15 protein-coding genes are annotated in these 12,759 nt (G+C 66.0%); 12 read left to right on the top strand and 3 right to left on the bottom strand.

The window, feature by feature from the left end:
• Window positions 1–11: 11 nt before the first annotated feature.
• Window positions 12–2,204 (top strand): primosomal protein N', encoded by a 2,193-nt coding sequence (locus tag JNL31_RS01100; protein WP_294968746.1) that lies wholly within the window; start codon window positions 12–14, stop codon window positions 2,202–2,204.
• Window positions 2,205–2,222: 18 nt separating this feature from the next.
• On the opposite strand, the gene JNL31_RS01095 is transcribed toward JNL31_RS01100, so the two are convergent.
• Window positions 2,223–3,095, bottom strand: coding sequence for a hypothetical protein (locus tag JNL31_RS01095; protein ID WP_294968745.1), 873 nt, complete (start codon window positions 3,093–3,095; stop codon window positions 2,223–2,225).
• A gap of 154 nt (window positions 3,096–3,249) precedes the next feature.
• Window positions 3,250–3,540 (bottom strand): hypothetical protein, encoded by a 291-nt coding sequence (locus JNL31_RS01090; protein ID WP_294968743.1) that lies wholly within the window; start codon window positions 3,538–3,540, stop codon window positions 3,250–3,252.
• A 149-nt stretch (window positions 3,541–3,689) separates the two neighbouring features.
• On the opposite strand from JNL31_RS01090, the gene msrA reads away from it, so the two are divergent.
• The 3 genes from msrA to JNL31_RS01075 all read left to right on the top strand — a co-directional run bounded on the left by msrA (window position 3,690) and on the right by JNL31_RS01075 (window position 5,748).
• Entirely contained in the window at window positions 3,690–4,343 is a 654-nt protein-coding gene (gene msrA / locus JNL31_RS01085; RefSeq protein ID WP_294968741.1) for a peptide-methionine (S)-S-oxide reductase MsrA, read from the top strand.
• 64 nt (window positions 4,344–4,407) lie between these two features.
• On the top strand, window positions 4,408–5,280 hold the full coding sequence (locus JNL31_RS01080) for a 50S ribosomal protein L11 methyltransferase (protein WP_294968739.1): 873 nt from the start codon (window positions 4,408–4,410) through the stop codon (window positions 5,278–5,280).
• 120 nt (window positions 5,281–5,400) lie between these two features.
• Window positions 5,401–5,748: a hypothetical protein gene (locus JNL31_RS01075; protein WP_294968736.1), complete on the top strand. Its 348-nt coding sequence runs from the start codon at window positions 5,401–5,403 to the stop codon at window positions 5,746–5,748.
• A 116-nt stretch (window positions 5,749–5,864) separates the two neighbouring features.
• On the opposite strand, the gene JNL31_RS01070 is transcribed toward JNL31_RS01075, so the two are convergent.
• Entirely contained in the window at window positions 5,865–6,068 is a 204-nt protein-coding gene (locus tag JNL31_RS01070; RefSeq protein WP_294968733.1) for a DUF1127 domain-containing protein, read from the bottom strand.
• 321 nt (window positions 6,069–6,389) lie between these two features.
• On the opposite strand from JNL31_RS01070, the gene ruvC reads away from it, so the two are divergent.
• The 8 genes from ruvC (at window position 6,390) to JNL31_RS01030 (ending at window position 12,586) form a co-directional block, all read left to right on the top strand.
• Window positions 6,390–6,899 (top strand): crossover junction endodeoxyribonuclease RuvC, encoded by a 510-nt coding sequence (gene ruvC, locus JNL31_RS01065; protein ID WP_294968731.1) that lies wholly within the window; start codon window positions 6,390–6,392, stop codon window positions 6,897–6,899.
• Window positions 6,896–7,573: a Holliday junction branch migration protein RuvA gene (gene ruvA, locus JNL31_RS01060; protein WP_294968728.1), complete on the top strand. Its 678-nt coding sequence runs from the start codon at window positions 6,896–6,898 to the stop codon at window positions 7,571–7,573. Before ruvC ends, ruvA begins: the two co-directional genes overlap by 4 nt.
• On the top strand, window positions 7,570–8,601 hold the full coding sequence (gene ruvB / locus JNL31_RS01055) for a Holliday junction branch migration DNA helicase RuvB (RefSeq protein WP_294968726.1): 1,032 nt from the start codon (window positions 7,570–7,572) through the stop codon (window positions 8,599–8,601). Before ruvA ends, ruvB begins: the two co-directional genes overlap by 4 nt.
• 127 nt (window positions 8,602–8,728) lie before the next feature.
• On the top strand, window positions 8,729–9,343 hold the full coding sequence (locus JNL31_RS01050) for a hypothetical protein (protein WP_294968722.1): 615 nt from the start codon (window positions 8,729–8,731) through the stop codon (window positions 9,341–9,343).
• A 151-nt stretch (window positions 9,344–9,494) separates the two neighbouring features.
• Window positions 9,495–9,899 (top strand): tol-pal system-associated acyl-CoA thioesterase, encoded by a 405-nt coding sequence (gene ybgC, locus JNL31_RS01045; protein WP_294968719.1) that lies wholly within the window; start codon window positions 9,495–9,497, stop codon window positions 9,897–9,899.
• A 300-nt stretch (window positions 9,900–10,199) separates the two neighbouring features.
• A complete protein-coding gene (tolQ, locus tag JNL31_RS01040) occupies window positions 10,200–10,895 on the top strand; it encodes a protein TolQ (protein ID WP_294968716.1) in 696 nt (231 codons plus the stop codon).
• A 3-nt stretch (window positions 10,896–10,898) separates the two neighbouring features.
• Window positions 10,899–11,393: a protein TolR gene (tolR, locus tag JNL31_RS01035; RefSeq protein ID WP_294968713.1), complete on the top strand. Its 495-nt coding sequence runs from the start codon at window positions 10,899–10,901 to the stop codon at window positions 11,391–11,393.
• 5 nt (window positions 11,394–11,398) lie between these two features.
• On the top strand, window positions 11,399–12,586 hold the full coding sequence (locus tag JNL31_RS01030; protein ID WP_294968710.1) for a hypothetical protein: 1,188 nt from the start codon (window positions 11,399–11,401) through the stop codon (window positions 12,584–12,586).
• Window positions 12,587–12,759: the final 173 nt, after the last annotated feature.

Raw genomic sequence — 12,759 nt, 5'->3', positions numbered from 1 at the left:
AAAGGTTTCAGGTGGCAGAGCGCGTGTATCGGGCGGGGGACCTGGTGGGGGTCCTGACCACGGAGCCGCTGGGCCGGGTCCTGGATTATCGCGCGCCGGAGGGGGGCTGCGGCGACGGGGATTTCGTCGAGGTGCCGCTGGGGCCGCGGCGGGTGCTGGGGGTGGTCTGGGGGCCGGGTGTCGGGGGCTGGGATCCCGCGAAGGTGCGCCCCGTGGGCCGGGTGCTGGAGGCGCGGCCGATGCGGGGGGAGCTGCGGGCGTTCCTGGCGCGGGCGGCGGAATATACGCTGACGCCTCTCCCTTCGATGCTCCGGCTGGCGACGCGGACGCCGGGCCTGGGCGATCCTGCGACGACGAAGCGGGTGTATCGCTTGGCGGGGGCGGTGCCGAACCAGCTGACCGAGGCGCGGCATCGGGTGGTGGAGGCGTTGCGGGAGTTCCGGGGGCTGCCGGTGACGTTGAAGAAGCTGGTGGAGGCGGCTGCTTGTGGGGCTTCGGTGGTGAAGGGGCTGGTGAAGCTGGGGGTGGTGGCGGAGGAGGATGCCCCGCGCGATACGCCCTATCCGCGGCTGGAGGCGGGGAAGGGCGTGCGGCTGGCGGGGGATCAGGTCGCGGCGGGAGATGCGCTGGTGGCCGATGTGGCGCGGGGGGCCTATACGGCGACGCTTCTGAAGGGAGTGACGGGGTCGGGGAAGACCGAGGTCTATCTGGAGGCGGTGGCGGAGTGCCTGCGGGCGGGCAAGCAGGCGCTGGTGCTGCTGCCGGAGATTGCGCTGACGGCGGAGTTCCTGACCCGGGTCGAGGCGCGGTTCGGGGCGCGGCCTGCCGAGTGGCATTCGGGCGTGACGATGACCGAGCGGCGGCGGCTGTGGCGGATGGTCTCGGAAGGCGAGGCGGGGCTGGTGGTCGGTGCGCGCTCGGCGCTGTTCCTGCCGTTCCGGGAGCTGGGGCTGGTGGTGGTGGATGAGGAGCACGACACCTCCTACAAGCAGGAGGATGGCGTGTTGTACAACGCGCGGGACATGGCGGTCTTGCGGGCGTCTGTGGTGGGGTGTCCGGTGGTGCTGGCCAGCGCCACGCCGTCGCTGGAAAGCTGGGCCAATGTCGAGGCGGGGAAGTATCGGCGGCTGGACCTGGGGAGCCGGTTCGGGGCGGCGGAACTGCCGGAGATGCGGGCCATCGACATGCGGGCCGAGCGGTTGCCTTCGGACCGCTGGATTTCGGAGACGCTGGCCGCGAAGGTCAATGCCGTGGTGGCGCGGGGGGAGCAGGCGCTGTTGTTCCTGAACCGGCGGGGCTTCGCGCCGGTGACGCTCTGCCGGGCCTGCGGGCATCAGGTGGGCTGCGACCACTGCGATGCGCGGATGGTGGAGCATCGGTTCCAGAAGCGGCTCGTGTGCCACCAGTGCGGGGCGACGAAGCCGGTGCCTGTGGCTTGTCCGGCCTGCGGGGTGGAGGGCCGGATGGCCGCCGTCGGGCCAGGGGTGGAGCGGCTGGCCGAGGAGGTGGCGGCGCGGTTCCCGCAGGCGCGGGTGGCGGTGCTGTCGTCGGATCTGTTCGGCAGCGCTCGGGCCTTGAAGGAGAAGATCGCGGAGATCGCGGGCGGCGGGGCGGACATCGTCATCGGTACGCAGATCGTGGCCAAGGGGCATAACTTTCCGCTCCTGACTCTGGTGGGGGTGATCGACGCCGACCTTGGCCTGCAAGGGTCGGACCTGCGCGCGGCGGAGCGGACCTTCCAGCTGATGCGGCAGGTCGCGGGGCGGGCGGGGCGGACGGCGGAGCGGAAGGGGGAGGCCTGGCTGCAGACCCACCAGCCGGAGCATCCGGTGATAAGGGCGATCCTTGGCGGCGACGAGGAGGCGTTCTGGGCGGCGGAGGCGGCGGAGCGGCGGGCCTCGGGCGTGCCGCCCTATGGGCGGATGGCGGGGATCATCCTGTCGTCGACGGATGTGGCGGAGGTCTTCGACTTCGGGGCGGAACTGGCCCGGCGGTGTGAGCCGTTGAAGCGGATCGGGGCAGAGGTCTGGGGGCCTGCGCCAGCTCCGATTGCCCGGGTCCGGGGGCGGCATCGGGTGCGGCTGCTGGTGAAGGCCGGGAAGGGGGCGCCGTTGCAGGCGGCTTTGGCGGAGTGGTTGGGGCAGGTGAAGCTGCCGAGGGATGTGCGGCTGGCGGTGGATATTGATCCGCAGAGTTTCTTGTGAGGGGGCGGCGGGATATTTCTATTCTTCGTCTGGAAGATCAACAACCTCATGGACACTCAATATCCGATAGACAATCGGACGTGAGTTGCGATACAGAACGCTCACATCGACACTGAAGCCTTTCTTATATATGTTATCGTCTGCCTCTCGTATTTCATGCTTAACTCTCTGTTCGGCAAGATCAGAAGCATACATTATTGGAAGGTCCTTGTCACTAATTTGAGGGATGACAACTCGCTCACCGCTTCGCTTATCTTTTGGTGCGTCTCCAATATCGGAGCGCGTGAAAATCATTAGTACTCGCAGATGGGTATCGTCGCGCTCAGCCTCAAGCCTCTGATATTCTCCTTCAATCGTTCTCTCGACGGCCTTGGCTTCGTTCGCCCGAAACTTGAATGCCGCCTTGATTTTCCTCCTACCATCCTCAAAAGTTGCTACTTCAAGTGTAGAACTCGCCTCTGGATCGCGAGCAATTGCCTCGACAGCCCCAGAGAAAGTTTTCAGATCAGATCGAGAAAAGTTCTCTGGTACAATACCGGCGGCAAGTTTGGTGATGCGGTCCTTCCACTTCTCGACAAACTCTACTGCCAAAAAGACCTGCTCGGCATGGCCAGCAATTATTGGTACTGTGCTCGCAACAACGGGCCACAGGTCCGCGATGATAGAGCCGGAACGAACCTCCTTGACGTAAATCTCAGCGACGCCTTCAAAGTCGGGGCTGTCGTCTACTGAATCCTGATACTCTTTGGCAATGGACGTGAACGCTCTAACAAAAGCTCCCAGCTCAATGGGTCGTGAGTTGTTAATTGTTAGAGTAATGACTGCGGGAGGGACATAGCCAACTTCTAGCTCTCTCGCCATAACCCTCTCCATCAAAAGAAGCTCCAGCAATAGAAATCAATACGGAGCGGCAGTCAATTCAAACTTGACGGAAGTGTCGACGCCATATCGTCGGCTCAGGTCAAAGCTGCCCCTCCCCAGTTCTTCGTTACGCCGACCGGGCATCGAATGGTGCGCTGTAGCGCACCCTACGATGTCCGAGACGTCAAACCCGCCACAACCGCACCGGCCCCTTCGGCCCCCGCTTCAACACGCCCTTCGCCTCCAGGTCCAGCTGGACGCATTTGACCCACCAGCCTGCGGTCTCGCCGCCGGGGAAGAGGGCCTCAGACAGGTGGGGTTTCACGGCCTCGATGATCTCGGCGGGGGTGAGGCCGGGGGGAACGGCGGGCGTGACACCGAGGACGGCGGTGCGCATCTCGGCGTATTTGGCGGCGTCGACGCGGTAGGTCTTGCCGGGCTGGCCGACGTTTTGCACTTCGATCTTGTCGGTCATGGCATGGCTCCCTTTTCCGGCCATCCTGCGGGTCGGGGCGGGCCCTTGGCAACCGGCTTCGCTTTCACCGGGCGGTGATCGGGCTGTAACCCGCATTGGGTTTCGCGCCCTCCGCGCTATATACAGCGCCAGACAAACGGAGGTCGGACATGTTCTTCACGCGCAAGTCGAATGAGATGGTTTCGCAGGACCAGGCCCTGCCGGGGCGCGCCGAGCCCTTGCCGACCGCCGAGGTGCATTTCCTGTCGGGCATTCCGCTGAAATCGCCGGTGCCGGAGGGCATGGCGGAGGCGATGTTCGGGATGGGCTGTTTCTGGGGCGTGGAGCGCAAGTTCTGGCAGACCCCCGGCGTCTGGCTGACCATGGTAGGTTATGCCGGGGGCTTCACTCCGAACCCGACCTACAAGGAGACCTGTACCCAGCTGACCGGGCACAACGAGGTGGTGCGGGTGGTCTATGATCCGACGGTGATCAGCTATGAGGGGCTGCTGAAACTGTTCTGGGAGGGGCATGACCCGACGCAGGGGATGCGGCAGGGGAATGACGTGGGGTCGACCTATCGGTCGGGGATCTACACCTATACGCCGGAGCAGGCGGCAGCGGCGGAGGCTTCGAAAGCGGTCTATGCCAAGGCGCTGAAGGCGGCGGGGCGGGGGGAGATCACGACGGAGATCCTGCCCGCGCCGGTGTTCTATTTCGCCGAGGATTATCACCAGCAGTATCTGGCGAAGAACCCCGGCGGGTATTGCGGGATCGGCGGAACCGGCGTGACCTGCCCGATCGGCACTGGCGTCCGCGCCTGATGGCCTTGGCTTGACCGGGGCGGGGCCGGGGTCTATCCGGCGCCTCGAACCCCGGAGAACGCCCATGCCCACCTATTCCGCCCTGACGACGCTGCCCGGCGAGGATGCCGCCCATGACCTGGCCGATGCCATGGAGCGGATGGAGCCGGAACCGACGGGCGTGGGGGTCTTCGAGATCGAGGATGGCTCGGGCCTGTGGGAGGTCGGCGCCTATTTCCTGGAACAGCCGGACGGGGTGATGCTGGAAGTGCTGGCGACGGCCTTCGGGGCGAAGCCCTTTGCGTTGTCGGAACTGCCCGAGGTGGACTGGGTGGCCCATGTGCGGCGCGAGCTGTCTCCGGTCGATGCCGGGCGGTTCTTCGTCTTCGGCAGCCATGACGCGGACAAGGTGCCTGCGGGCCGGGTTCCGTTGCAGATCGAGGCGACGGTGGCCTTCGGGACCGGGCATCATGGCACGACGCTGGGCTGTCTGCTGGCCTTTGACCGGCTGCTGACCGCCGGGGTCAGGCCGGCACGGGTGCTGGACGTGGGCTGCGGGACGGCGGTGCTGGCGATGGCGGCGGCGGCGACACTGCCGGAGGCGCTGGTCATCGCCAGCGACATCGACCAGGTCGCGGTGGACGTGGCCGAGGCGAACGTTTCGATCAACGGGCTGGAAGGCCGGGTCGAATGCCTGGAGGCGGCGGGCCTTGATCATGCCAGAATCCGGGCGGCCGGGCCCTTCGATCTGGTCTTCGCCAACATCCTGAAGGGTCCCTTGATCGAGCTTGCGCCGGGGATTGCGAATCAGCTTGCAACCGGCGGGAGAGCCATCCTGTCAGGCCTTCTATCTGTGCAGGCAGATTCGGTCACGGCGGCTTACGTTGCGTCAGGTCTTGTGCTGAACAGTCGTGACGATATCGGGGAATGGTCCACGCTGGTGCTACAAAAATCCTGAAATGGTGGACAATCCGCGCCGGAACCCGGGGTAAGCCACGGGCCCGGACAACCCGCCCCAATTCTGCCATATCTGTGCGGCAAAAATTTCTCATCAGGGCTGCTAACCTGGATGGATATGATGTGGGTTGATCCGAACCTTAACGACTTTTACAGCCGCGTTTCGCGGATCGAGAAATCGCATGCCAAGGGCTACGGTTTCGAAGCTACCGGCACGGTGGGTCGCAAGGCCCCGGGCCGGACGGGCCGCCGGTTCCTGAAGCTGGCGAAACCGCTGGTGCTGGCCCTTGCGGTGGGCATCGGGCTCAAGGGCGTGATCCACTATTTCGTGGGCGCCCAGACCTACGAAAGCCGCGTCAGTGCCCTGGCCGCCGGACAGGGGTTCGATCCCGTCGGCGCCTGGCTGATGCACGCCGATCCCGCGACGCTGTGGGTTTCGGCGCAGTTGCAGGCCGTTCTTCCCCGTTGATCCAAGCCGGTTGATCGGAACCATTCATTGAAGAAGGGCCGCATCGGTTGATGCGGCCCCATTTCCGTTTGTCCGGTGCCTTCGGTCGCCAGGACCGTCGGCGGACGGCTGGCCGCTCAGCGGCCGATGAGTTCCAGGTCCCCGCGGCACAGGCCGATATCGTCAAGCTCGCGATCCGAGAGCTTCGACAGGGCCTTGCGGGTGACGCGCGCATCGTTCCACGCCGCAAACATCGAGGCGACGCTCGACAGGGCGTTGATGGCACGGAAGGTGGTGATGGCGCCGAGGGGCGCCGGGCGGGTCGTCTCGACAGCGGCCATGGCGTTCATCCTTGTTTTCATTCTGCTCAAACCGGAGGATCATTCCTCCATGCCCAGCCAAATAATCTTGCTGCATGTGCAAAGCAAGGTAAGGATTAGCATTGCCGCCATGCAGGCGCTGCATGGCGTGTGGCAAAATTTTGTCAAGTTTTACAGCCTGTTCCGGCGAGCAGTCCGGGGCCGCGTCGCTTTTCTGGCGCGTCTGGTCGTATTTTGCAAGTGCAAAAAGACTGGGCGGTTCCGCGGGGTGGGCGCGAAAGCCATTGGCGGATGTTCCCTTTTCGTGCTAGCCCTAGTGGCAGGCAGGAAAACGGGGACAAGATGCGGGTCATCGGCATTGATCCGGGCTTAAGAAACCTGGGCTGGGGGGTGATCGACGTGGCGGGTTCGCGCCTGACGCATGTGGCGAACGGCATCTGCCATTCGGACGCGGGCGACGGCGATCTGGCGGCGCGGCTTCTGTCGCTGCACGCCCAACTGACCGAGGTTCTGCGCGCCTGGGCGCCCGAGGCGGCGGCGGTGGAGCATACGTTCGTCAACAAGGACGCGGTCGCGACACTGAAATTGGGCCAGGCGCGGGGGATCGCGCTCTTGGTCCCGGCGCAGTTCGGCCTGAGCGTCGGGGAATATGCCCCGAACGCGGTGAAGAAGACGGTGGTGGGCGTGGGGCACGCGGCGAAGGTGCAGGTCGATCACATGGTGAAGCTGCATCTGCCGGGGGTGAAGGTTGCGGGGCCGGACGCGGCGGACGCGCTGGCGGTGGCGATCTGCCATGCGCATCATGTGCAGTCGCAGGGTCGGCTGGCGGCGGCGGTGAGGGCGGCGGAATGATCGGCAGGATTTCCGGGCGGCTCGACTGGCGGGGGCCGGACCATGTGCTGATCGACGTGCGCGGCGTAGGTTATATCGTCCATGTCAGCGAACGCACTTTGGCCGGGATGCCCTCGGTCGGGGAAGCGGTATCGCTTTTTACCGATCTTCTGGTGCGCGAGGATCTTCTGCAGCTGTTCGGCTTCCCGACCATGCTGGAGAAGGAATGGCACAAACTGTTGATGACGGTGCAGGGCGTGGGGGCGAAAGCGTCGATGGCCATTCTTGGCACGCTGGGGGCCGAGGGTGTGGGCCGGGCGATCACTTTGGGCGATGCGCGCAGCGTTCAGGCGGCGCCGGGGGTGGGGCCGAAGCTGGCGCAGCGGGTGATCCTGGAATTGAAGGCGAAGGCGCCGGGGGTGATGGCGCATGGCGCGGGGCTTTCGGCAAAGGCGGAAGCGGATGATGTTGTCATCGAAGCAACGGTCCCGCCTGTGCCGCGCAAACCTGTAAAGGTGGATGAAGGGGCCGCCCGACGCGCGGCCGCCTCGGCGGATGCCTTGTCGGCGCTGACGAACCTGGGCTACGGCCAGGGCGATGCCGCGCAGGCGGTGGCAACGGTTTCCGGGAATGAGCCGGATGCGGATACGGCCATGCTGATCCGGGCGGCGTTGAAAGTGCTGGCACCGAAATGAGCGAGCCGAACCCCGACCTGCGCGGTGAGCGGCTGCCCGAGGATACCGACCGCGCGCTCCGCCCGCAGATGCTGGGCGAGTTCATCGGTCAGGCGGAGGCGCGCGCCAATCTGGCGGTGTTCATCGAAAGCGCCCGGATGCGGGGCGAGGCGATGGACCATACGCTGTTCCACGGGCCGCCGGGCCTCGGCAAGACCACGCTGGCGCAGATCATGGCGCGGGAGCTCGGGGTGGGGTTCCGGATGACCTCGGGGCCGGTGCTGGCCAAGCCGGGGGACCTGGCGGCGATCCTGACCAATCTGGAACCGCGGGATGTGCTGTTCATCGACGAGATTCATCGGTTGTCTCCGGTGGTCGAGGAGGTGCTGTATCCCGCGCTGGAGGATTTCGCGCTGGACCTGGTCATCGGCGAGGGCCCGGCGGCGCGGACGGTGCGGATCGATTTGCAGCCGTTCACGCTGGTGGGGGCGACGACGCGGCTGGGGTTGCTGACGACGCCGCTCCGCGACCGGTTCGGGATTCCGACGCGGCTGGAGTTCTACTCGGAGGCCGAGCTCTACGAGATCGTCGCGCGGGGGGCGCGGCTGATGGGGTTGAAGGCCGAGCCCGAGGGTTGTCGAGAGATTGCCCGGAGGGCGCGGGGGACGCCGCGGATCGCGGGGCGGCTTCTGCGCCGGGTGGCGGATTTTGCGCTGGTCGAGGCGGGGGGGCGGATTTCGCGCGCACTGGCGGACCGGGCGCTGACGCGGCTTTCGGTGGACCATCTGGGGCTGGACGGGGCGGACCGGCGCTATCTGACGCTGTTGGCGGAGAATTACGGTGGCGGGCCGGTCGGGGTGGAGACGATTGCGGCGGCCTTGAGCGAGCCTCGGGATGCGATCGAGGAGGTGATCGAGCCCTATCTGTTGCAGCAGGGGCTGATCCTGCGGACGCCGCGGGGGCGGATGCTCGGGGCGAAGGCCTGGCGGCATCTGGGGCTGGAGGCGCCGAAAGTTGCCGGACAGGCCGATTTGTTTGGCGGCAAGTGAATCGAGCGCTGGCGCGCAAGGCCTTTGTCTCGTCGTCGGGCTGCGCCTCCTCCTCGGGCGATGGGGGCGCTGCCCCCAAACCCCCGGGATATTTGCGCCAGTATGAAAGGCTGTTGGGGGAGAGATCATGGGGCCGGGTGAGATCGAGGCGCTGTTTACCCGCGGGGACGGGGCCTATCTGTTCGCGCGCTGGGGGCGACCGATCGTGCCGGTGGTGTTCGGGGTGGAGGATGCGTCGCTGGCCGTGTTCAAGGGGGCCATCGAGGCGGTGGTGACGCTCGCCGGGCACCGGATGGCGGAGACGGACCCGGAACTGGGGGCGAACCTGATGCTGTTCTGTTTCCGGGAGTGGGGGGAGCTCTTGGAGGTGCGTGACCTCGGGCGGCTGGTGCCGGAGCTGCCTGCGCTGGTCGGGCGGTTGCAGGCAGCGGGGGCGAACCAGTACCGACTGTTCCGCTTCGATGCCGAGGGGGCGATCAAGGCCTGTTTCGTCTTCCTGCGGATGGATGAGGACCTTGCGGCCATGCCCGCCGAGACTCTGGCCCTGGCGCAGGCGGTGGGGGTGATCCTGCTCTGGTCGGACCGGGCGTTCGAGGGGTGGTCGCCGCTGGCAAGGGTCGGGGAGCGGGTGATCCTGCGGCCGGAGATCGGGGCGGCGATCCGGGCGGGGTATGATCCGGTGCTGCCTGCCGTGGCCCGCGATCCGAGCCATGCGCTGCGGCTGGCGGCGCGGATGGGGTGATCTGTCCACGGTGGACAGGATTTTCGGGCGAGTGATTTCAAGGGGTTGGATGCGGGCGTTCATGAGTTGGCAACGTTTGGCCGCTGCGCAGTTCCGTCTTGTCGGGCCTGGCCCCGCCGCATAGCCTGCGTGCCGCCGCAAGGGAGACCGCATGACCGCGCACCAGTTCCGCACCCGCGTATATTACGAGGATACCGACCTGGCGGGGATCGTCTACTATGCGAATTATCTGAAGTTCATCGAGCGGGCGCGGACGGAATGGGTCGCCTCGCTGGGGGTGGACCAGATGGCCTTGCGGGCCGCGCAGGGGATCGTCTTCGCGGTGCGGCGGGTCGAGGCGGATTTCCTGCGGCCCGCGAAGTTCGGCGATGACCTGCTGGTGGAGACTTCGGTGCAGTCGCTGGGAGGGGCGCGGATCGTGCTGGAGCAGGTGGTTCTGCGGGAGGGCGAGCGGCTGTTCGTCTCGGTCGTGACGCTGGTCTGCCTGACCGAGGACGGCCACGCGGCGCGGCTGCCGGCGGACCTTCGGGCGCGGTTGGCGGGGCCGTTGCACTGACGAAGGCGGTGGATGCCTCCGGCGGGGATATTTGGGCCAGTATGAAAGGTGAGGGCGGAAGCGGCCTGCGGCTACGGCTTCCGGGCCAGCCGGGCCTCCGGCGGGGATATCTGGGCGAAGATGAAAGGCGGGTTGCTTGAGTCCGGCAGCGGCGGCGGGCGCCGGAGCCCGGATGACAAATGCCGTCATGCGGCGGCGAAACCCTGCGCACCACAGACTTGTGTTGGCATTCCCCCTGCACTCTTGCTAGAATCCGCGGTAACGGAGCCGAGTAACGGCCCGATCAACAAGAGCAGGCGTATGAACACGGACACCCTTGCGATGGCGCAGGAGATTGATTTCTCCATGTTCGCCCTTTTTGCCCGCGCGACCCTGACGGTGAAGATCGTCATGCTGATGCTGATGGTCATGTCCTTCTGGTCCTGGGCGATCATCATCCAGAAGCACATCCTGTTGCGGAAGGCGCGCGGCGAGGCGTCGATCTTCGACCGGGCCTTCTGGTCGGGCGAGCCCCTGGACGAGCTTTACGAGAAGATCGGGCCGGACCCGCAGGGGCAGTCCGAGAAGATCTTCGCGGCCGGGATGCTGGAATGGCGGCGGAGCCACAAGCAGGACGGGGGCCTGATCGCCGGGGCGCAGAGCCGGATCGACCGGGCAATGAACGTGGCCATCGCGCGGGAAAGCGAGGTCCTGAACCGGGGGCTGAGCTTCCTGGCGACGACGGGGTCGACGGCGACGTTCATCGGGCTTTTCGGCACGGTCTGGGGGATCAAGCACAGCTTCGAGCAGATCGCCATCAGCCAGAACACCAGCCTTGCGGTGGTGGCCCCCGGTATTGCCGAGGCGCTTTTGGCGACGGGTGTCGGTCTGGTGGCCGCGATCCCGGCGGCGGTGTTCTACAACAAGCTTTCCGCCGACAATGACCGGGTGATCGGCGGCTACGAGAGCTTTGCCGACGAATTCGCGACGATCCTGTCGCGCCAGCTGGACTCGTAAGCCATGGGGATGGGCGTTTCGGGATCGGCGGGCGGCGGACGGCGCCGTCGGCGCGGGGGACGTGCGGCGTCCATGCACGAGATCAACATCACGCCGATGGTCGACGTGATGCTGGTCTTGCTGATCATCTTCATGGTGGCGGCGCCGATGCTGACGGTGGGCGTGCCGGTCAAACTGCCGGAGACGGCGGCGACGGCCTTGCCGACCGAGCAGGAAGAGCCGCTGACGGTGACGATCACCTCGGACGGGCGGCTGTCGATCCAGACCACCGAAGTCAGCGATGCCGAGATGATCGGCAAGCTGACGGCGATTGCGGCAGAGCGGACCAGTAAGAAGATCTACCTGCGGGCGGACGGGTCGGTCGCCTATGAGCGGGTGGCGCAGGTCATGGGTGCCTTGAACGCGGGCGGGTTCAACGAGATTGCCTTCGTCACCGATGCGGCGACGCCAAGCTTCGGGGCGGGGGATGCGTCCAACTCTGAAGGCAATGGCGGCTGAGGCGGATGGAGAGGCGGTTCCAGACCGGAACGGTGGTATCGGCGGCAGGCCACCTGGGGGTGATCCTCTGGGTGCTGGTCGGCGACTGGCTGTTTGCGGCGGACGTGCCCCCGGAAACCATCACCATGCAGGTGTCGACGATCTCCAGTGACCAGTTTGCCGAGTTGCAGGCCGCGACCGAAACGCCCGCCGAGGAGCCTGCGGCGGTCAAGCCACGGGCGCGGCCCGAGGAGGTGGTGGAGCCGCCGCCCGAGGAACCGCCGCCAGACGTGACCCCGCCCGAGGAGCCGCCGGTGGACGCGCCGCCGCCGGTGGAGGTTGTGCCGGATGAGGTGACGCCGGAGCCGGTGGTGACCCCGCCGCCTTCGGATGCGGTGCAGGCGGAGGAAGAACAGGCGATCCAGTCGGACTCGACCGAGATCCAGCCCGCGCCGGAGGCCGAGGCGATCATCGCGCCCGATCCGGTGCAGCCGGAGAGCGACGCGGAGACAGCGGATACCGCTGCCCCTGCCGTGAGTGAGGACCCGGCGGCAGACGTGGTGGTGGAAGAACAGCCGACCGAAGCGACGGTGCCCGAGGATACCGGCGACGTAACGCAAACGGAGGCCAATCAGGACCAGACGGCGGAGACGGGGATGACGACCTCGATCCGGCCGAAGTCGCGGCCCGAAAAGCCTGCGGCGGCGCCGGAGCCGGAGGTGGCCGCGGACGAGCCTGCGGAATCGACGCATCTGACGGTGCAGCCGGTGGATGACGCCGAGACGCAGGATGCCATCGACGCGCTTCTGGGCGAGGCGAGCGAGGAGCCGGTGACGGAGGATGTCGCGTCGGACACGGCAGCGGATACCGGCGGGCAGGACCTGCCGCAGGGGCCGCCGCTGACGGGGGGAGAGATGGGGAACATCTCCAGCGCGATTGCGCGGCGCTGGAATTTGGGCGCTGCGTCTACAGACGTTATGAGCACCATGGTAAGGATCCAGGTGTCATTTAGTCCCGATGGCAAGCCACTAGAATATACTCTTCTCAGTTCGAGCGGACCCAACCAGGCCGCTATCGACAACCTTTTCGCGATCGCCAAGCGGGCAGTGAACCGTACATATAGCGAAGGCGGCATTCCGCTGCCTCCGGACAAATACGACACATGGCGCGTGCTAAATCTGACCTTCGATGCCAATGGGATGAGGGTGAGATGAACAAAGTGCAGGAAAGCCGGCGCGGATTTTTTCCCCTTTCCCCCGCTACTAAAGCGGGCAATGACACAAGAAACGGAGCGTGAGGCCGATGATCAGACCCGTGAAGACAGCTGTCGCAGTGCTTACGGCACTTTTCCTTGGATGGGGCGGTAGCATGCCGACGTTGGCACAAG

Origin of the sequence: Tabrizicola sp. (genome assembly GCF_016792905.1) — a bacterium.
In the GTDB taxonomy this organism is placed as follows: domain Bacteria; phylum Pseudomonadota; class Alphaproteobacteria; order Rhodobacterales; family Rhodobacteraceae; genus Tabrizicola.
Note: the sequence above shows the minus strand (reverse complement) of the source record. Positions and strands in the feature narration are given on the sequence as shown.

What these genes read in the sequence shown, in the direction of transcription:
- JNL31_RS01050 (WP_294968722.1), top strand. Translation starts at nt 8,729, where the DNA reads ATGGGGCCGGGTGAGATCGAGGCGCTGTTTACCCGCGGGGACGGGGCC.
- ybgC (WP_294968719.1), top strand. Translation starts at nt 9,495, where the DNA reads ATGACCGCGCACCAGTTCCGCACCCGCGTATATTACGAGGATACCGAC.
- JNL31_RS01090 (WP_294968743.1), bottom strand. Translation starts at nt 3,540, where the DNA reads ATGACCGACAAGATCGAAGTGCAAAACGTCGGCCAGCCCGGCAAGACC.
- JNL31_RS01075 (WP_294968736.1), top strand. Translation starts at nt 5,401, where the DNA reads ATGTGGGTTGATCCGAACCTTAACGACTTTTACAGCCGCGTTTCGCGG.
- msrA (WP_294968741.1), top strand. Translation starts at nt 3,690, where the DNA reads ATGTTCTTCACGCGCAAGTCGAATGAGATGGTTTCGCAGGACCAGGCC.
- ruvB (WP_294968726.1), top strand. Translation starts at nt 7,570, where the DNA reads ATGAGCGAGCCGAACCCCGACCTGCGCGGTGAGCGGCTGCCCGAGGAT.
- tolQ (WP_294968716.1), top strand. Translation starts at nt 10,200, where the DNA reads ATGAACACGGACACCCTTGCGATGGCGCAGGAGATTGATTTCTCCATG.
- JNL31_RS01030 (WP_294968710.1), top strand. Translation starts at nt 11,399, where the DNA reads ATGGAGAGGCGGTTCCAGACCGGAACGGTGGTATCGGCGGCAGGCCAC.
- JNL31_RS01070 (WP_294968733.1), bottom strand. Translation starts at nt 6,068, where the DNA reads ATGGCCGCTGTCGAGACGACCCGCCCGGCGCCCCTCGGCGCCATCACC.
- JNL31_RS01080 (WP_294968739.1), top strand. Translation starts at nt 4,408, where the DNA reads ATGCCCACCTATTCCGCCCTGACGACGCTGCCCGGCGAGGATGCCGCC.
- ruvC (WP_294968731.1), top strand. Translation starts at nt 6,390, where the DNA reads ATGCGGGTCATCGGCATTGATCCGGGCTTAAGAAACCTGGGCTGGGGG.
- tolR (WP_294968713.1), top strand. Translation starts at nt 10,899, where the DNA reads ATGGGGATGGGCGTTTCGGGATCGGCGGGCGGCGGACGGCGCCGTCGG.
- ruvA (WP_294968728.1), top strand. Translation starts at nt 6,896, where the DNA reads ATGATCGGCAGGATTTCCGGGCGGCTCGACTGGCGGGGGCCGGACCAT.